The sequence below is a fragment of the Microvirga zambiensis WSM3693 genome, assembly GCF_016735695.1.
GTDB lineage: Bacteria > Pseudomonadota > Alphaproteobacteria > Rhizobiales > Beijerinckiaceae > Microvirga > Microvirga zambiensis.
On the sequence record NZ_JAERQD010000004.1, the window covers coordinates 1 to 18,151 of the forward strand.

Below are 18,151 nucleotides of genomic sequence, written 5' to 3' on the forward strand. Positions count from 1 at the left end.
CCCCCCCCCCCCCCCCCCCCCGGGGCGCCCCCCCCCCCCCCCCCCGGGGGGGGGCCCCCCCCCCCCCCCCGGCCGCGCCGGCGGGCCCCTCACAGGTCTATCCGGAAAGCGCGTCCCCCCTCACCCTCGCTGCGCTCGACCTCTCCCCGCCGGGGAGAGGTGAATGCGGTGGCAGCGTCGGCGCTAAATCTCCATAGGCTATCGCCCACACCCCCACCTCCAACTCCTCCCCAGCGCAAGTCGGGTGTTCCCGACTTACGGCAGACCAAAGACAAGTCTCGGGCAAGCCCGAGGCTTGTGGGGGAGGAGAGAAAAGGCGCCCTATGAGCCAGCCTCTGAGGATTGATCTCAGCCCCGGTGCGAATGTTCCCGGCGCCAGTCCTGCGGGCGCTCGAATTCGCCCTCCCACAGGCCGACCGAGCGGCTGCGGGCGCGGATTTCCTCGGGGTCGTAGTCGCGCCCGTAGGACACGGCCCAGCCGTCCTCGACCATGCGCGCGCCGATGTCCTTAGCGTTCACGGAGCAGCGGGCCAGGATGCGCTGGTAGCGGTCGCGGCCTGCGGCGCGGCAGCGGACGATCTCGCCCGAGACGAGATCGATCAGCGCGCGGCGGGAGGCTTCGCCGCAGGCGTAAGCGCGGCCGGCGCGGGAGCATCTCTGCTCCATCTCGGGCGCATCGATGCCCTTGATGCGGATGCGCGCCTCGCCGATGCGGATCGTGTCCCCGTCCGTCACCTGGGCCCGGCCCTCGAGCGACCGGTCGGACGGCTTCAGCATGAGCCCTGCCCCGCCGGCGAGGCCGAGCGCGACGATGAGCGAGGTGATGCCGCTCGACCGGGAGCGGCGGGATAACCGCCTCACGACAGGCGCTCGGACACTCCCGCCTGACCGAAGGTGGCCATATCCCGATGGACCGCAGCCGCGGCCTTCACCAGACCTGCGGCCAGAGCCGCGCCCGATCCCTCGCCGAGCCGCATGCCGAGCGCGAGAAGCGGGATCTTGCCGAGGCGCCCTAGCACGTCCTGATGCGCTCCCTCGGCGCTGAGATGGCCCGCGATGCAGTGATCGATGGTGGATGGGTGGATGGCGTGGAGAATCGCGGCGGCGGCGGTCGCCACATAGCCGTCGAGCACCACCGGGATGTGCTGAAGGCGCGCGGCGAGGATCGCGCCGGCCATGGCGGCGATCTCGCGTCCGCCGAGGCGGCGCAGCACTTCGAGCGGGTCCTTCAGGTGGCCATCGTGATGGGCGATGGCCGCCTCGACCGCCGCCACCTTGCGCCGGAGGCCCTCGTCGTCGATGCCCGTGCCGCGCCCGACCCAGTGCTCCGCCGGCCCGCCGTAAAGCGCCGTGTAGATCGCCGCCGCGATCGTGGTGTTGCCGATCCCCATCTCTCCTATTGCGAGAAGATCCGTGCCGCCGGCAATCGCCTCCATGCCGAAGGCCATGGTGGCGACGCAGGCCTTCTCGTCCATGGCATCGGCCTCGGTGATGTCGCCGGTGGGCATGTCGATGGCGAGATCGAAGACCTTGAAGCCGAGGCCATAGGCGGCGCAGATCTGGTTGATGGCCGCTCCGCCGGCCGCGAAGTTCTCCAGCATCTGGCGGTTCACGTCCGAGGGGAAGGCCGAGACGCCCTTGGCCGTGACGCCATGGCTCGCCGCGAAGACGCAGACCAGCGGGCGGTCGACGCTGGGCGTGGACTTGGCCTGCCAGGCGGCAAGCCATTCAGCGATCCATTCCAGGCGGCCGAGGCTTCCGGCGGGCTTGGTGAGTTGCCGGTCGCGCATCCGCACGGCCTCGACGGCGGCCTCGTCCGGACCGGGCACGGTCGTGATCAGGCGGCGGATATCGTCGAAAGGCGAGGAAACGGCATCGGACATGGAGGGCTCCGGCCCAGGGGGCATTGTAGATGGGGCATTGCAGAACGCGACGAGGCGTGACCTATAACGACCCAAGCAGGCGGGGTGAAGCATGTCGGAGCAATTTGAGAGGGGCGAGGCCGTGGCGGCCGGCGGCTGGCAGGCGGTCGCGGGCGACCTAGCCCATTGCGTTCGCTTCTATTCCCGCCTTCCGGTGCCCGCTCTGCCATTCGAGCAGGACGCCCATGCGCTGCCGAGCTTTTCGCGCCTGGTGCGGGTCGTTCCGCTGGCGGGCCTCATCATCGGGCTCGTGCCGGCGGTAGCGATGACAGTCGCCCTCCTCCTCGATCTCGGTCCCTGGCTCGCAGCGACCCTTGCCGTCGCGGCCCTGGTGCTGGCGACCGGGGCCCTGCACGAGGACGGGCTCGCCGATACCGCCGACAGCATCGGCGGCACAACCCGCGACAAGCGCCTCGAAATCATGCGCGACAGCCGGATCGGCTCCTTCGGCGCCGCTGCCCTGTTTCTGGCTCTCGCCCTCAGAATCGGCGCGCTTGCGGAAATCCTCTCGCGCGCCGATGCGACGATGGCCTTCGCCGCGATCCTGATCACCGCCTCCCTGTCCCGCACCGCCGGCCTGATGCCTCTCGTCTTCCTACCCCCGGCAAGGCGGGACGGCCTGTCCCACGCGGTCGGGCAGCCGGCACGGGAGACATTCTGGCTCGCGGTCGGGATCGCGGGCGCCGTCGCCGTCATCCTGGGGGCGCTTGCCGGCCTGCCGCCTCTCGGGATCGCCCTGATGATCGTTCTGTCGGGCCTCTCGGGTCTCGCCCTCACCGGCTTTGCCACCCGCCATCTCGGTGGGCAGACGGGCGACATCGTCGGCGCCGCTCAGCAGGTTGCGGAAATCGCTGCGCTGATCGGCCTCTTGACCGTTCTCGCACCGTAACGACATGAAGGTGAAATGACCCGCGTCTCCAGCCCCTGCATCCGCGTCTGCACCCTCGATCCCGAGACGGGGCTCTGCGAAGGCTGCGGCCGCACCCGCGACGAGATCACCCGCTGGTATCGCATCACGGAAGAGGAGCGCCAGACCATCATGGCGGAGCTGCCGGAGCGCATGCGTCTCGCCTTCGCGCTCGAATCGCCGTTTGCACCCGAAACCGACAAGGCGGAGTGATGCCAGGCATTCGCGGCGCCGGTTTCCTGCTTCTCATCGCCTCCCTCGTGGTGGGGCTCTTCACCGACGATTCCATCGGCGCGTTCTCGGCCCTCGAGGTGTCAGGCCTCCTGGCGCTCGGCGGCCTTGCCCTGCTCATGGCTGCCTCGATCGTCGAGGGCTTCGTGCGCCACTGGACTTACGGCGTGCAGGCGATTGCGGTGAGCGGCGGCATCCTCGTCGCGCTCATCGTCACCTACGCTTCCCGCAGCGAGTTGCAGGCCGTGCTCGACCGCGCCATCGGCGACATCGCCATCGGCCGCACGATCATCACGCCCGAGGGCGAGGTGGTGGCCGCGCGGCGCACGGATGGAAGCTTCCTGGTGCGCGGCGAGGTCAACGGCCACGAGACCCGCTTCATCTTCGACACCGGCGCCAGCACCGTCGTCCTGCGCGCGGAAAACGCCGCAGAACTCGGCTTCAAGCCGGAGAACCTCGATTATTCGATCCCCGTCTCCACCGCCAACGGTGCGGCGATGGCCGCTCCCGTCATCGTCGAGCGCCTGACGATCGGGGCCATCACCGAGCGCAACGTGCGCGCGCTGATCGCGCGTTCGGGAGTGCTGCATGCGAACCTGCTCGGCATGAGCTTTCTGGAGCGGCTTGGATCGTATGAGGTGCGGGGCAACCGGTTGATCTTGCGGGGCAAGGAGAGCGACGGCTGACGTCGGTCATCCGGGATGGCGAAGCCGATCCGGGATCGGGTGCAGGATGTGGCGCGAGAGTCCCCTCCCTCCTTGTGGGCGAGGGCTAGGGAGGGGGGTGTGAGCGATAGCCCATCAAGGTGAGGCGCCAGTACCCCCTCTCCAACTCTCCCCCACAAGAGGGGAGAGGGTTCCAGCGCCTCGTTCTGAAAGCGATCCCGGATCCCCGCTTCGCGTCGTCTGGGATGACCGCGAATTTTATTCAGCGGCGTTCAGAGCAGGCTCGGTCGTCGCGCGGGAGACATGCGCCACCGCATCGCGCAAGGTCTGCAGGTTCGCGCCCGGCTTCACCGCCTCCGTCGCCAGATGCCGGCGATAGGCGCGCGCGCCGGGACGTCCCGTGAACAGGCCGAGCATGTGACGGGTGATGTTGTGCAGGCGCTCGCCCTTCGCAAGCCATTCCGCCACATAAGGCTCGTAGGCTTCCACCGCTTCGAAACCGTCGGCAACCGGCGCGGTCTCGCCGTAGATTTCGGGATCGACCGCAAGCAGAATCTCGGGGTCGTGATAGGCCACGCGGCCGAGCATCGCGCCGTCCACGTGCTTGAGGTGCTCGTGCACCTCGGTCATCGTCTTGATGCCGCCGTTGATGGCGATGGGAAGATCCGGACGCGCCTGCTTCAGCCGATAGACCCGGGGATAGTCGAGCGGTGGAATGTCCCGGTTTTCCTTCGGCGACAGGCCCTGGAGCCAGGCCTTGCGGGCATGGACCGTCAGCTCGTCGCAGCCGGCCGCCACCACGCAATCGGTCAGGCGGTTCAAGGCCTCTTCCGTATCCTGATCGTCGACGCCGATGCGGCACTTCACCGTCACCGGCAGGGAGACGGCCGCCTTCATCGCCGCCACGCACTCGCCGACCAGCACCGGCTCCTGCATCAGGCAGGCGCCGAAGCGGCCGTTCTGCACCCGGTCGGAGGGGCAGCCCACATTGAGGTTGATCTCGTCATAGCCGAAATCGGCACAGATCCGGGCGGCCTCGGCCAAGTCCTTCGGATCCGACCCGCCGAGCTGCACCGCCACGGGATGCTCCGGCCCGCTGAAGCCCAGAAGCCGCTCCCGCGGCCCATGAATGACCGCCCCCGTCGTGACCATCTCCGTATAAAGCCGCGCCCGGCGCGACAGGACGCGATGGAACGCCCGGCAATGCCGGTCGGTCCAGTCCATCATGGGGGCCACGGTGAGGAATTTTGGGGTCATTTTCGGCAAAAACAGAGGATTCCGCGAGTTGGGAGCGGCTCTTTCATATGGGGATGGCGGTTCCAAGGCAAATAGGCTTGCAGAGGAGCCAATTTCGACGCCCCAATGTCATTCCGGGGCCGCGCAGCGGAGCCCGGAATCCATAACCGCTGACAATGCAGAAAGAGGCACGAGACTGAACGCCTTTTCTGGCGCTGTCGTGTTTATGGATTCCGGGCGCGCCTGCGGCGCCCCGGAATGACAGTGTAGCGCCTAAACCACCCCCGCCACCTTCGCCTCCAGCACCTCGACCGCCGCCCGCGGGGCGAGCTTGACCTGCAATCCCCTCTGGCCGCCGTTGATGAACACTTCGGCGTGCTCGAAGGCCGATTGCTCCAGAACCGTCGGCACTCGCTTCTTCTGGCCGAAGGGGCTGATGCCGCCGACGTGGTAGCCGGTGATGCGCTCGGCCTCCGCCGGCTTCATCATCTGGGCCGCCTTGCCGCCGAGCGCTGCGGCGAGCTTCTTCAGGTTGACCTCCTGATCGGAGGGCAGGATCACGCAGGCGGGCCTGTTGTCCACCAGCACCATCAGGGTCTTGAGCACGCTCGCGGGATCGGCCCCCATGGCCTCGGCCGCTTGCAGGCCGATGCGTTCCGCGTTCGAGTCGTACTCGTAGGCGTGGATCGTGAAGGCGATTCCGGCCTGCTGCAGCGCCAGCGTCGCGCGGGTGGTCTTGGACATGGGTCTTCAGGCACGATCAGTGGTCGTGCTTGTGCCCGTGATGACCGCATCCGCAGCCTTCACCATGCTCATGATGGTGAGCGTGGTCGTGGTGGTGATGCTCGTGCTTGTGGCCATGATCATGATGCTCATGATCGTGGTCGCCATGGCCGTGCGAATGGCTGTGGGAATGCGCGTGGCTGTGGCTCTCGCTATGGCTGTGGCCATGGTGGTGGTGATGCCCGTGGTCGTGATCATGGTCGCAGACATGGGCGCTGCGCTCCGGCTTGAAGGGGCGCTCCACCGGCGTCGCCGTGCAGCCCTGGCCGCGCACCAGCTCCGCGATAGCCGGATCGTTCTCCACGTAGAGAGCGTCCGCCGTGACCTCGACGAGGCCGTGGCTGCTGCCGAGGTGCCAGGCGAGGCGCGTGAGGCGCAAGGGGTTCTCGGCCTTCACCTCGAGCAGCGGCTCGGCCGCCGCCTTCACCTGGACGAGCCGGCCGTCCTCGAGCCGCAGGGCATCGCCGTCGTTGATCGTGGTCTCCATGTCGAGGTCGAGATGGATCTCGGTTCCGCCCTCGGCCGTCAGCCTGCCATGTCGGCGGTTGCGGGCCTCGTGGTCGAGGGAGATCGTGTCGACGACGCGGTCGGCCTTCACGGCGGGCTTGCGGACGATGGTGGTGACGCGGGGCATGGGAGGATCTCGGTCTGTGATCGGGTGAGGCTCAGATAGGAAGCGCAGCCGGATATTAATAGGCGATCTTGTCCGGCTTGTCCGCCCAGGCGTCGAACACGGCCCTGGCCTCGAGGCTCGGCTGGTGGTCCATGGGGATCAGCCGCTCGGAAACCGGCTTGGGAATCTCGTCATAGATCAGGCTGTCGTCGAAGCCGATCTCGGCCGCATCCTGGCGGGTATTGGCATAGACGATGCGGCTGACCCGGGCCCAATAGGCGGAGGCGAGGCACATGGGGCACGGCTCGCAGCTGGTATAAAGGGTTGCGCCTTCCAGCGAGAAATCACCGACTGCCTCGCAGGCGCGGCGGATCGCGGTGACCTCCGCATGGGCCGTCGGATCGTTGGCCGAGGTGACCTGGTTCCAGCCCTCGGCCAGAACTCTTCCCTCGCGCACGACAACGGCGCCGAACGGGCCGCCGGCACCCTCGTCCATATGCTCGCGGGACAGCTCGATGGCGCGCGCGAGATGGCGCTGATCTTCAATCTTGCTCATGGGATTTATGTATCGGTTGAGGCGGCGGGACGCGAGCGATTTCCTCGCTCGCACCCGCTGTGTCATTCCCGGCCGGCGGCACCGGGGACGCCCCCACGACGTCATGGCCGCACTTGTTGCGGCCACCCACGTCTTGGAGCCACAGCGTCGCAATAGACGTGGGTCCCCGGGACAAGCCCGGGGATGACGTCGAGGGAAGGGATGACGTGCTGTTTAACTCGGCCCCACTCTCTCCCGAACCTGCAGCAGCTGCGCGGTCACGGAGGCAGCGATCACGGCCGGATCCTTGTCGACGATGCCGGGAAGGCCGATGGGGCAGACGAGCGAGCGGATCGTCTCCTCCGGCAAGCCGATCTCGCGGAAGCGCTTCTCGAAGCGCGCCCGCTTGGTGGCGCTGCCGATCAGGCCGACATAAGAGAAACCCCGCTGCAGGGCCGCCGCCGTGATCGCCATGTCGAGGGGGTGGTCGTGGGTCATGACGAGAATGAGGGAGGCGGGGTTCGCCTCGGCGATTTCGGCCTCCGGATCGCGCATGCGCACCGCCGTGGCGTTGGGCGGCATGTGGGACGGAAACGCATCCTCCCGGTCGTCGAGCCAGCGGACCGCAAACGGCAGCGGCGCGAGGGAGAGCACCAGGGCGCGGCCGACATGGCCGGCGCCGAAGATGAGAACCGGCGTGCGAATTTCGCCATGAACCTCACGCCAGCCGGTCCAAGAATCGTCGCCCACGGCTGAGGCGAATTCGCGCTTCACGCGGCCATCCTCCATCCGGCACTCGACCTCGAACCTCCCGCCGCCGGCTTCCGCTTCCACAAGCGGCGCGAGTTCCTCCAGATCGCTGCGGTCAAAAGTCTCGATCAGGATCTTGACCCGCCCGCCGCAGCACTGGCCGAGATCGGGCCCGAGCGCCTGATCGACGATCCGCGCGGACCTAAGCCCGGCAGCCAGCATCTCGCGGGCGATGTCGAGCATGCGGAATTCGAGCTGCCCGCCGCCGATCGTGCCGTGAAAGGCGCCGTCGGGGCGCACGACCATATGCGCGCCCGCCTCCCGGGGGGCGGAGCCTTTCACGTCATGCACGGTGATGAGGGCGGCGGCGCCGTGCCGCGCCACGAAATCGGAGAGCTGGCGCCAGACCCTCACCCCATCGGCCTCCCCCGCAGGCTCTCGCAGGCCCGCAGGATCGCCTCCGGCGTCGCGGGCGCATCGAGCGGCACGGGCTTTTCGGAATCGAGCGCGTGGACCGCGTCGGCGAGCGCGCAGAACACGCTGTTCGCCAGCATCAGCGGCGGCTCTCCCACCGCCTTGGAGCGGTAGACCGTCTCCTCGCGGTTGGCGTTGGGATAGAGCGCCACGTTGAAAGCGGCCGGCACATCGGAGGCGACCGGGATCTTGTAGGTCGAGGGCGCATGCGTGAGCAGATGCCCCTCCTTGCTGAAGACCAGCTCCTCGGTGGTCAGCCAGCCCATGCCCTGCACGAAGCCGCCCTCGATCTGCCCGATATCGATGGCGGGATTGAGCGAGCGCCCCACATCGTGCAGGATGTCGGCGCGCAGCAGGCGGTTCTCGCCGGTCAGCGTATCGACGATGACCTCGGAGCACGCCGCGCCGTAGGCAAAGTAGAAGAACGGCCGTCCCGTCGCCTTCGCGCGATCCCAGGTGATTTTCGGCGTCTTGTAATGGCCTGCCTCCGAGAGCTGCACGCGGGCGGCGATGCACTTCTTGGCGAGCTCGTCGAAGGCGAAACTTTGATTGCCGATGAAGACCCTGTCGTCGCGAAACTCGATCTGCTCCTCCGGAACGTCGTAGGCCTCGGAGGCGTAGGCGATCATGCGCCTCTTGATCGCGCCCGCCGCGATCTTCGCCGCCATGCCGTTGAGATCGGAGCCGGAGGACGCCGCCGTCGGCGAGGTGTTCGGCACCTTCGCCGTTGTGGTCGCGGTGATGCGCACGCGCTCCATGGCGATGCCGAATTCCTCCGCCACCACCTGCGCCACCTTGATGTAGAGCCCCTGCCCCATCTCCGTGCCGCCGTGGTTCAGATGCACGGAGCCGTCCTGGTACACATGCACCAATGCGCCGGCCTGGTTCATGTGGGTCAACGTGAAGCTGATGCCGAACTTCACCGGCGTCAGCGACAGACCGCGCTTCATGATCGGCGAGGAGGCGTTGAAGGCCGCGATCTCCGCGCGGCGGGCGCGATAGTTCGAGGTTTCTTCGAGTGTGCGCACGAGGTTGAGGAGCGTGTCCGTCTCCTCCACCTCCATGCCATAGGGCGTGAGATTTTCAGTCCCGCGATAGAAGTTGGCGTAACGCACGTCGAGAGGATCGCGCCCGGTCGCCCAGGCGATCCGATCCATCACATGCTCGATGGCGAGCATGCCCTGCGGACCGCCGAAACCGCGGAATGCGGTGTTCGAAACCGTGTTGGTCTTCAGCCGCTTCGAGGCGATGTGGACGGCAGGCATCCAATAGGCATTGTCGGCATGGAACATCGCCCGGTCGACCACGCCGCTGGAGAGATCCGCCGAATAGCCGCAGCGGGCGAGAAGATCGACCGCATATCCCTGGATGCGGCCCTCCCCGTCGACGCCCACCTTCCAGTCGCATCGGAAATCGTGGCGCTTGCCGGTGAGGATGAAGTCGTCGTCGCGGTCGAGGCGCAGCTTGCACGGGCGTCCCGTCACGCGCGCCGCGAGCGCTGCGGTTACGGCCCATTGCGTCGCCTGACTTTCCTTGCCGCCGAAGCCGCCGCCCATGCGGCGCGTCTCGCAGGTCACATAGGCGTCGGGGATGTCGAGCACGCGGGCAACCACATGCTGCACTTCCGTCGGATGCTGGGTCGAGGAATAGACATGAATGTCGTTGTCCTCGCCCGGGATCGCCAGCGCGATCTGGCCTTCGAGATAGAAATGCTCCTGTCCGCCGACGCGGAAATGGCCGTCGAGCTGCAGCGGCGCCTGCGCGATCGCCGCATCGGGATCGCCGCGGCCGTAAGAATAATCCGGCAGCACGGTTTCGCCGCGCTCCAGCGCATCCTCGACCGTGATGCTGGGCCGCTCGGCTTCGATCTCAACCACCGCCTTCTTGACGGCACGGCGCGCCGTGTCGCGATCCGTAGCGACGACGGCGAAGAGTGCCTGGCCCAAGAAGCTGATCTCGGTATCGACGAAGAGCGGATCGTCGCCGAAGGCGGGAGACACGTCGTTCTTGCCGGGGATGTCAGCAATCGTCAGCACGGCCACCACGCCGGGCACCGCGCGCACGGCTGAGACATCAAGCGAGACCAGGCGCCCGCGCGCCTTCGGCGACTGGCCGACGGCCACATGCAGCGTGCCCTCGGGCTCGCGAATGTCGTCGATATATTGCGCACTGCCCTGGACGTGCTTGATGCCGGAATCGTGCGGCAGGGACTGGCGGACGTGGCGCAGCGACTCGACCTGCTCTCCTCCCCCTTGTGGGGAGGAGGTGGAGGTGGGGGTGCCGGCGCTCCGTTCTGACGGTTTGGCGCTTACACCCCCCTCCCTACCCTCCCCCACAAGGGGGGAGGGAAATGGCGCTTGCATACTCGAACGCTCAGCCATAGCCCTACTCCGCCGCTTCCAACGACTCGCGCTGACCGACGATGCGCGTCGCGCGCGTCTCGCCCGATGCGGTTTCGCTCAAGGCCTTGAACACGAGATTGCGCGCGACCGTGGCGCGATAAGCTGCGGAGGAGCGGTGATCGTCGAGGGGCTGATAGTCGAGGGCTATCGCCGCCATGGCATCGCCCCAGGTCGAAGGCTCGTCGAGGGATAGGCCCGTCAACGCGTGATCGGTCGCGGTGGCACGCTTCGGCGTCGCCGCCATGCCGCCATAGGCGACGCGTGCTTCCGCGATGCGCCGTCCATCGAGGGTGAACTTGAATGCGCCCATCGCGGCCGAGATGTCCTCGTCGAACCGCTTCGAGATCTTGTAGGCACGAAAGATCTCGTTGCCTTTGAGCTTCGGCACCGTAATCCGCCGCACGAACTCGCCGGGCTGGCGATCCTGCTGCCGATAGGCGATGAAGAATTTTTCGAGCGGCATGGTGCGCGTGGCGTCGCCCTGCCGCAATTCGAGCTCCGATCCGAGCGCTATCAGCGCCGGAGCGAGATCGCCGATGGGCGAGCCGTTGGCGATGTTGCCGCCGACCGTGCCGGAAGCGCGCACCTGCGCCGAGCCGAAGCGGCGCATGAGTTCGCCGAGATCGGGATCGATCCGCGCCAACGGGGAATAGGCTTGCGTGTGGGTCACGGTTGCGCCGACGCCGAGAGCGTCGGATGATTCCTCGATAAAATCGAGCCCGGCGACGCGCCCAAGCCAGATGATCTTCTCGATCTCGGCCATGCCCTTGGTGATCCACAATCCCACATCGGTGCAGCCGGCGACGAGCGTGGCATCGGGATGTTTTGCGTAAAGTGCTGCCAGCGAGGCTTCGCTCGCCGGAGCGGCGAAGAAGCGGCTCTCGTTGCCGATGAAGACATCCTGTCCATCGGCAAGATCCATGAGACTCTGCACGGTCTGCGCGCCGATTTCAGAAAACGCATCCTCAGCGGGCCGGCTGCAGGCTTGAAGCGCAGCATCGACGATGGGGCGGTAGCCGGTGCAGCGGCAGAGATTGCCCGCGAGCGCATCGTTGACGGCGGCGCGGCTCGGAGGCTGGTCGCCTTCGTGGTAAAGGGTGAACAGGCTCATCACGATGCCGGGCGTGCAGAAGCCGCATTGCGAACCGTGGGTATTCACCATGGCGGCTTGAACGGGATGCAATTCGCCGTTGGCTGCGAGATCCTCGACCGTGACGAGTTCGGCTCCGTCGATCTGGCCGAGCAGCAGGATGCAGGCATTGAAGGGTTCGTAATGCACCCGGCCGCCGCGCACCCGGCCCAAAGCCACGGTGCAGGCGCCGCAATCGCCCTCGGCGCAACCTTCCTTGGTGCCGACGCGACGCTCCTGAAGCCTTAGGTAGTCCAGAAGCGTGGTGCGCGGATGAAAACCTGAAACCTCAAGGGCCCTGCCCTGCCGCCAGAAGCGGATTGTCTCTCGTACCACGATGATCCTCCGCCGGTTGTACCCGGCTGTCTTATGGTGGGCCGGGTAGAATGGCGGAGCAAGACCTTTTCGCCAAGGGTATCCGCGACCTGTTTTCCGAAGGGCGGGCTCGAAGCCGCTATATTCCTGAGCCTCATCCTGAGGAGGTCGCGCAGCGACCGTCTCGAAGGAGCGTCCAGAGAGCACTGGAACCTCCTTCGAGACGCCGCTTTCAGCGGCTCCTCAGGATGAGGATAGAATTCTAAGAATCAGCTTTTTCGGGCAGAGACAGTTCGGTTCCGGCTAAACCCTGAGCCTACCAGGTGCCGGTATTCGGCATGGAGGCCCACGGCTCCTGCACGGGCTTGGGCTCGCCGCGCTGCAGCAACTCGATGGAGACGTTGTCGGGGGTCTTCACGAAGGCCATGTTGCCGTCGCGGGGCGGACGGTTGATCGTCACGCCGGCATCCATCAGCCGCTGGCAGATCTCATAGATGTCGTCGACCCGGTAGGCGAGATGGCCGAAATTGCGGCCGCCGGCATATTCATTCTCGTCCCAGTTGTGGGTCAGCTCCAGCAGCGGGGCCTTGGACTCCTTGGCCCGCTCCACGTCGCCGGGAGCCGCCAGAAAGACAAGAGTATAACGGCCCTTCTCGTTGTCCGTGCGCCGGACCTCGACCAGCCCGAACTTGTTGCAGAAGAAATCGAGGGATGCTTCGAGGTTCGAAACGCGAACCATCGTATGTAGATATTCCATCATCGTCTCCCATGGGCTGGGCCTAGGTGTTGGCGTATTTCCCGCAGAGATCAAGGGGTACCTTTTTGTTGCAGGGAAAAAGCCTTGGATTTGGCCAAGATGGAATGACTGTTAACGTTTACAACCGCATTCAGATGGGCGGTCCCTTCCAGGCCGCAGGCTCGAACGCAACTAAGTTTCAAACGGATCTCCGATGCGCACCGACACAACTCCGCTTGTCCGCCTTGAGGATTACCGGCCGAGCGACTTTCTGATCGATCGCGTCGAGCTCGACGTCAAACTGCATCCGACCGGCACCCGTGTTACAGCGACGCTCTTCATGAAGCCCAACCCGGAAGGGCGCTCGGACGCGCCTCTCGTTCTGGATGGCGACGAGCTGAACTTCAAATCCGTTGCACTCAACGGAAATCCGTTGCCCCCGGACGAGTTCGAAGCCTCCCCGCATTCGCTGACGATTCCCCAGGCGCCGCGCCAGCCCTTCAGCCTGACCATCGAAACCGAGCTCAACCCGACCGCCAACACCAAGCTGATGGGCCTCTACCGGTCGAGCGGGAATTACTGTACGCAATGCGAGGCCGAAGGCTTCCGCCGCATCACCTATTTTCTCGACCGTCCGGACGTGATGAGCGTCTACACCACCCGCATCGAGGCCGATCGCAGCGAGGCTCCGGTCCTTCTCGGCAACGGCAACCTGGTCGAGAGCGGCACCATCGAGGGCTCGGACCGTCACTATGCCGTCTGGCACGACCCGCACCCCAAGCCCTCCTACCTGTTTGCCCTCGTAGGCGGCCGCCTCGGCCGCGTGGCCAAGGCCTTCACCACCGCGAGCGGCCGCCAGGTCGAGCTTGCCATCTATGTGGAGCCGGGCAAGGAGGATCGCGCGGATTATGCGCTCGATGCACTCGAGCGCTCCATGCGCTGGGACGAGGAGGTCTTCGGCTGCGAATACGATCTCGACGTGTTCAACATCGTCGCCGTGTCCGACTTCAACATGGGCGCGATGGAGAACAAGGGCCTCAACATCTTCAACGACAAATACGTCCTGGCCAGCCCCGAGACCGCGACCGACATGGACTATGCCCATATCGAGGCGATCATCGCCCACGAGTATTTCCACAACTGGTCCGGCAACCGCGTCACCTGCCGCGACTGGTTCCAACTCTGCCTCAAGGAGGGCCTGACGGTTTTCCGCGACCAGGAATTCTCGTCCGACGAGCGCTCCCGCCCGGTGCACCGCATCGCCGAGGTCAAGACCCTGCGCGCGCGGCAGTTCCTGGAAGACTCGAGTCCCCTGTCCCACCCGGTGCGCCCGACGCAGTATCGCGAGATCAACAACTTCTACACCGCCACCGTCTACGAGAAGGGCGCGGAGATCGTCCGGATGCTCAAGACGATCATCGGCGACGAGGATTTCCGGCGCGGCATGGACCTTTACTTCGAGCGCTGCGACGGCACCGCCGCCACGGTCGAGGATTTTCTCGGCGCCTTCGCCGATGTGACGGGCCGCGACCTGTCTCACTTTGCCCGCTGGTACGAGCAATCGGGTACGCCGCGGGTGAAGGTGACGGGCCACTACGACCCGGACGCGCAGACATACCGCCTCGATTTCGCGCAGAGCACCCCCCCGACGCCGGGCCAGATCAAGAAGGAGCCCATGGCGATCCCCGTCCTGCTGGCCCTGGTCTCGCGAGACGGCTCACCCATCGCTGGATCCTGCGACCGGGTCGACCCGCGCGGTGTCTTCCTTTTCGACAAGGCGGCCGACAGCATCACGTTTACCGGCGTGGCGTCCCTGCCCGTGCCCTCCCTGTTCCGCGGCTTCTCCGCCCCGGTGAAGGTCTCGCTCGATCTGCCGAGCGAGGAATTGCTCGTTCTGCTGCGGCACGACACGGATGCGTTCAACCGCTGGCAGGCGGCGCAGACGGTCGCGATGCGCCTGCTGGCGGCGCATGCCGCCGGGAAGCCGGTCGTGGATGCCGAGGTTGCCGCTTTCTCCTCGGCACTCTGCTCCTTCATGGACCGGGACGCCCTCGACGATCCCGCCTTCGCTGCCCTCGTGGTGACGCTGCCCAGCGAGGCGGACATCGCGCAGGAGATCGGGCAGGACGTGGATCCCGATGCGATCCACTGCGCGCGAACCGAGATGCGCCGCCGCATCGGGCAGGCCACGATGAAGCACCTGCTCCGCTTCTATGAATCGCTGGCCGCATCCGGCGGCTACAGCCCGGACGCCGCGAGCGCCGGGCGCCGGGCCCTGCGCAATGCCTGCCTCGATCTTATCGCAGCGGCTGATCCGGATACCGGCGCGGCCCTTGCCACGGCGCAGCTCGAAGCCGCCGGCAACATGACCGATCGCCTGGCTTCGCTGAGCGTTCTCACCACCCTGCCCGGCGCGTCGCGCGAAGCGGCCATCGCCGCCTTCGGCGACCGCTATCGCAACGAGCCTCTCGTGCTCGACAAGTGGTTCACCCTGCAGGCCGCGATCCCGGAGGACGGCACGCTCGAACGGGTGAAGGCGCTCATGGAGCATCCCGCCTTCTCGATCGCCAATCCCAACCGCGTGCGCGCGCTGATCGGCAGCTTCGCCATGCTGAACCAGGTCCAGTTCAACCGCGCCGATGGTGCAGGCTACAGGTTCCTCGCCTCCATCGTGCTGCGTGCGGACGAGCTCAATCCCCAGCTCGCCGCGCGGCTTCTGACCGCTTTCAGCACGTGGCGCATGATGAACGCGACCCGTCGCGCGCATGCCGAACAGGCCCTGCAATCCATCGCGCAAAAGCCCAACCTTTCCCGCGATGTAGGCGACATCGTGAGCCGTTCCCTCGAAACCGGCCAGTCGAAATAACCTCCTGATTTGAAGAGGTTATCCACCTATCCTAGATTTCCCCAAGGGAATGCCGGATGGGAAATTTTTTATTAACCTTCGGGTTCTACTAACTAGACAAATCACCCGCTCAAGATTCTATTGTTAGTGATTCGGAGAGATGCGGCACGTCCTCCGATGCAGGACGTAAATGGTTCCGGAGGAAGCATCGCATGGCGGGGGCGGTGACCGCATGCGTACCCGCACGCGCGGGTACGATTCTAGGGGTGACGCGTTCGGACGCGAACCCGACTTATCGGCGGCTCGAGCAATATGAGCCCCTGCTGCGGCTGGCCGTTCCGGCTCTCCTCATCCTCTTCCTCATCACCCTGGCCGGCAGCGCGTGGGTGCAGATCCGCGACGGGCGCAAGGACACGCTCTTCGACGCCATCAATGACATCGACATCATCGCCTCCCTCTCGGCGGCGAAACTCGGCCCGGTTCCCGCTCCTTCCGACCGTGCGCAGGCTGCCTTCCTGCTTGAGCGGCTTGCCAAGGACATGCCGCCGAGCGCTCTGACGCAGCGGCGCAGCCTGATGCTGGTCAGCGAGGCCGGAGCCGTTCTGGCCGTCTATCCGCCGGCGGAGAATGCGCCGGCGAAGCTCGCCGATATTCTGGGCGAGGCCCAGCCCCTGATGCTGTTCGCCGACCGCGCCGGCGTGATGACGATCAAGCTTCCCGGCGGCGGCGAAGGCATGGCGACCGTCCGTGCGCTTCATGCCTCCTCCGGCCAGATCGCGCTCGTTCAGCCGATGCCGCACATCCTGTCGGGCTGGTGGACGCGCACCATCGGCCATGTCTCGCTGCTCGGCGCGACCATCGTCGTGCTGCTCGGCATCGGCATCGCCTATGTGATGCAGGCAAACCGCGCCCGCGCCGCCGACGAGGTTTGCGAGAAGGTGCGCGACCGCATCGATTCCGCGCTCAATCGCGGACGCTGCGGCCTGTGGGATTGGGATATCGGCCGCGGGCGGATCTACTGGTCCGATTCCATGTACGAACTTCTAGGCTACGAACGTCAGGACGAGTTTCTCTCCTTCGGCGAAGTGAACACCATGATCCATCCCGAGGATCAGGATCTCTTCACGCTTGCCGAGCAGCTCGCCTCCGCCAGCACCTCCCTCGTCGATTACGAATTCCGCATCCGCAGCATCACGGGCGATTGGGTGTGGCTGCGCGCCCGCGCCGAGCTGATGAACGATCCGGATGATGCGGCAAGCCATCTGGTCGGCATCGCGGTGGACGTCACCGAGCAGCGTGGTCTCGAAGAGAAGACGGCCAAGGCCGATGCGCGCCTGCACGACGCCATCGAGGCGATCTCCGAGGCCTTCGTGCTCTGGGACGCCAACAACAACCTCGTGCTGTGCAACTCGAAATTCCAGAAGCTGCATGAGCTTCCCGCCGATACCCAGCTGCAGGGCAAATCCTATTCTGAAGTGATGGCCCTCGGCCGTCCGCCGGAGGTGCAGCACCAATTCCTTCGCCGCGAGCAGCAGGATGTCGGCGCGCGCACCTTCGAGGCCCGCCTGCAGGATGGCCGCTGGCTGCAGATCAACGAGCGCCGCACCAAGGACGGCGGCTACGTGTCGGTCGGCACGGACATCACCGCACTCAAGCGCCACGAGCACCGCCTCGTCGAATCCGAGAAGGAGCTCATCGCCACCGTTCTCGATCTCAAGCAGTCGCGCCAGAAGCTCGAGGCGCAGACGCACCAGCTTGCCGATCTCGCAGAGCGTTACCTCGACCAGAAGGCGCAGGCCGAGAGCGCCAACCGTGCCAAATCCGAATTCCTCGCCAATATGAGCCATGAGCTGCGCACGCCGCTCAACGCCATCATCGGCTTTGCCGAAGTGATGCAGAGTGGCATCTTCGGCTCGCTGGGCTCCGACAAGTACGAGGAATATTGCTCCGACATCCGCTCGAGCGGCGAATATCTCCTGTCGGTGATCAACGACATTCTCGACATGTCGCGCATCGAAGCCGGCCGCACATCGCTCACCAAGCAGCCGATGGAAGTGCATGCCTCGATCCAGCGCGCCCTCAAGCTGGTGGGCGAGCAGACGAAGGCGAAGAACCTCTCCGTCACCGTCGACGTGAACCCCGAGGACATCGTGGTGCCGGCAGACGAGCGCGCCCTGCATCAGATCCTCGTCAACCTGCTCCAGAACGCCACGAAGTTCACGAGCGAAGGCGGCTGCATCACGGTGCGCACGCGCCAGGCCGGCAACGCGGTCAACATCTACGTCGAGGACAACGGCATCGGCATTCCCGATCATGCCCTGCACAAGCTCGGCCAGCCCTTCGAGCAGGTGGAGACCGAGTTCTCGAAGAGCTACAAGGGTTCGGGCCTCGGCCTCGCCATCGCCCGCTCGCTCACCGAGCTGCACGGCGGCTCACTCCGCATCAAGAGCCAGGAAGGCATCGGCACCATCGTGCTCGTCCACCTGCCGCTCACCGAAGCCACGAATGCGGATATCGCGCTCGCGAGCGCGGCGGCGTAACGAAACGCTCACAGCCGCACATGAAAAAGGCCGGCGAAACCGCCGGCCTTTGTATGCGAGATCAGTCT

At 65.9% G+C, this 18,151-nt stretch carries 15 protein-coding genes; 5 read left to right on the forward strand and 10 right to left on the reverse strand.

Annotated features, from left to right (window positions below; translation table 11 throughout):
• Positions 1–348: 348 nt before the first annotated feature.
• Both JKL46_RS35370 and cobT read right to left on the reverse strand, forming a co-directional pair.
• Positions 349–861 (reverse strand): thermonuclease family protein, encoded by a 513-nt coding sequence (locus JKL46_RS35370; RefSeq protein ID WP_201830281.1) that lies wholly within the window; start codon positions 859–861, stop codon positions 349–351.
• Positions 858–1,883 (reverse strand): nicotinate-nucleotide--dimethylbenzimidazole phosphoribosyltransferase, encoded by a 1,026-nt coding sequence (cobT, locus tag JKL46_RS04690; protein ID WP_201830282.1) that lies wholly within the window; start codon positions 1,881–1,883, stop codon positions 858–860. Before cobT ends, JKL46_RS35370 begins: the two co-directional genes overlap by 4 nt.
• A 91-nt stretch (positions 1,884–1,974) precedes the next feature.
• On the opposite strand from cobT, the gene cobS reads away from it, so the two are divergent.
• From cobS to JKL46_RS04705, 3 genes are read left to right on the forward strand one after another with little or no spacing between them, the layout of a single operon-like run.
• Positions 1,975–2,811: an adenosylcobinamide-GDP ribazoletransferase gene (gene cobS, locus JKL46_RS04695; protein ID WP_201830284.1), complete on the forward strand. Its 837-nt coding sequence runs from the start codon at positions 1,975–1,977 to the stop codon at positions 2,809–2,811.
• Between the two features lie 15 nt (positions 2,812–2,826).
• A complete protein-coding gene (locus tag JKL46_RS04700) occupies positions 2,827–3,042 on the forward strand; it encodes a DUF1289 domain-containing protein (protein ID WP_201830286.1) in 216 nt (71 codons plus the stop codon).
• Complete coding sequence (locus JKL46_RS04705; protein ID WP_201830288.1) at positions 3,042–3,746, forward strand: retropepsin-like aspartic protease family protein; 705 nt, start codon at positions 3,042–3,044, stop codon at positions 3,744–3,746. Before JKL46_RS04700 ends, JKL46_RS04705 begins: the two co-directional genes overlap by 1 nt.
• Before the next feature lie 237 nt (positions 3,747–3,983).
• Here JKL46_RS04705 and dusA read toward each other — a convergent pair whose 3' ends face one another.
• The 8 genes from dusA to JKL46_RS04745 all read right to left on the reverse strand — a co-directional run bounded on the left by dusA (position 3,984) and on the right by JKL46_RS04745 (position 12,719).
• Positions 3,984–4,982 (reverse strand): tRNA dihydrouridine(20/20a) synthase DusA, encoded by a 999-nt coding sequence (gene dusA / locus JKL46_RS04710; RefSeq protein WP_201830290.1) that lies wholly within the window; start codon positions 4,980–4,982, stop codon positions 3,984–3,986.
• 252 nt (positions 4,983–5,234) lie between these two features.
• The gene (gene ybaK, locus JKL46_RS04715) at positions 5,235–5,705 is read right to left on the reverse strand and encodes a Cys-tRNA(Pro) deacylase (protein ID WP_201830293.1); all 471 of its coding nucleotides are present in this window, start codon (positions 5,703–5,705) and stop codon (positions 5,235–5,237) included.
• A 16-nt stretch (positions 5,706–5,721) separates the two neighbouring features.
• On the reverse strand, positions 5,722–6,378 hold the full coding sequence (locus JKL46_RS04720; RefSeq protein ID WP_201830294.1) for an urease accessory protein UreE: 657 nt from the start codon (positions 6,376–6,378) through the stop codon (positions 5,722–5,724).
• A gap of 55 nt (positions 6,379–6,433) precedes the next feature.
• Positions 6,434–6,913: a nucleoside deaminase gene (locus JKL46_RS04725; RefSeq protein WP_201830295.1), complete on the reverse strand. Its 480-nt coding sequence runs from the start codon at positions 6,911–6,913 to the stop codon at positions 6,434–6,436.
• Positions 6,914–7,126: 213 nt separating this feature from the next.
• Positions 7,127–8,056: a xanthine dehydrogenase accessory protein XdhC gene (gene xdhC / locus JKL46_RS04730; RefSeq protein ID WP_201830297.1), complete on the reverse strand. Its 930-nt coding sequence runs from the start codon at positions 8,054–8,056 to the stop codon at positions 7,127–7,129.
• Positions 8,053–10,497: a xanthine dehydrogenase molybdopterin binding subunit gene (xdhB, locus tag JKL46_RS04735; protein ID WP_246529156.1), complete on the reverse strand. Its 2,445-nt coding sequence runs from the start codon at positions 10,495–10,497 to the stop codon at positions 8,053–8,055. The genes xdhC and xdhB overlap by 4 nt, the downstream gene beginning before the upstream one ends.
• 4 nt (positions 10,498–10,501) lie before the next feature.
• The gene (gene xdhA, locus JKL46_RS04740; RefSeq protein ID WP_201830298.1) at positions 10,502–11,983 is read right to left on the reverse strand and encodes a xanthine dehydrogenase small subunit; all 1,482 of its coding nucleotides are present in this window, start codon (positions 11,981–11,983) and stop codon (positions 10,502–10,504) included.
• A 295-nt stretch (positions 11,984–12,278) separates the two neighbouring features.
• A complete protein-coding gene (locus JKL46_RS04745) occupies positions 12,279–12,719 on the reverse strand; it encodes a VOC family protein (protein ID WP_201830622.1) in 441 nt (146 codons plus the stop codon).
• Positions 12,720–12,912: 193 nt separating this feature from the next.
• Here JKL46_RS04745 and pepN point away from each other — a divergent pair, with 193 nt between their 5' ends.
• Both pepN and JKL46_RS04755 read left to right on the forward strand, forming a co-directional pair.
• The gene (gene pepN / locus JKL46_RS04750) at positions 12,913–15,564 is read left to right on the forward strand and encodes an aminopeptidase N (protein ID WP_201830299.1); all 2,652 of its coding nucleotides are present in this window, start codon (positions 12,913–12,915) and stop codon (positions 15,562–15,564) included.
• A 245-nt stretch (positions 15,565–15,809) separates the two neighbouring features.
• The gene (locus tag JKL46_RS04755) at positions 15,810–18,083 is read left to right on the forward strand and encodes a sensor histidine kinase (RefSeq protein WP_343074016.1); all 2,274 of its coding nucleotides are present in this window, start codon (positions 15,810–15,812) and stop codon (positions 18,081–18,083) included.
• Positions 18,084–18,151 lie beyond the last annotated feature (68 nt).

Excerpts from the sequence above, each read along its gene's own strand:
- JKL46_RS04720 (WP_201830294.1), bottom strand. The coding sequence starts at position 6,378 with ATGCCCCGCGTCACCACCATCGTCCGCAAGCCCGCCGTGAAGGCCGAC.
- ybaK (WP_201830293.1), bottom strand. The coding sequence starts at position 5,705 with ATGTCCAAGACCACCCGCGCGACGCTGGCGCTGCAGCAGGCCGGAATC.
- cobS (WP_201830284.1), top strand. The coding sequence starts at position 1,975 with ATGTCGGAGCAATTTGAGAGGGGCGAGGCCGTGGCGGCCGGCGGCTGG.
- dusA (WP_201830290.1), bottom strand. The coding sequence starts at position 4,982 with ATGACCCCAAAATTCCTCACCGTGGCCCCCATGATGGACTGGACCGAC.
- xdhB (WP_246529156.1), bottom strand. The coding sequence starts at position 10,497 with ATGGCTGAGCGTTCGAGTATGCAAGCGCCATTTCCCTCCCCCCTTGTG.
- JKL46_RS04745 (WP_201830622.1), bottom strand. The coding sequence starts at position 12,719 with ATGGAATATCTACATACGATGGTTCGCGTTTCGAACCTCGAAGCATCC.
- cobT (WP_201830282.1), bottom strand. The coding sequence starts at position 1,883 with ATGTCCGATGCCGTTTCCTCGCCTTTCGACGATATCCGCCGCCTGATC.
- JKL46_RS04700 (WP_201830286.1), top strand. The coding sequence starts at position 2,827 with ATGACCCGCGTCTCCAGCCCCTGCATCCGCGTCTGCACCCTCGATCCC.
- JKL46_RS04725 (WP_201830295.1), bottom strand. The coding sequence starts at position 6,913 with ATGAGCAAGATTGAAGATCAGCGCCATCTCGCGCGCGCCATCGAGCTG.
- pepN (WP_201830299.1), top strand. The coding sequence starts at position 12,913 with ATGCGCACCGACACAACTCCGCTTGTCCGCCTTGAGGATTACCGGCCG.
- JKL46_RS04705 (WP_201830288.1), top strand. The coding sequence starts at position 3,042 with ATGCCAGGCATTCGCGGCGCCGGTTTCCTGCTTCTCATCGCCTCCCTC.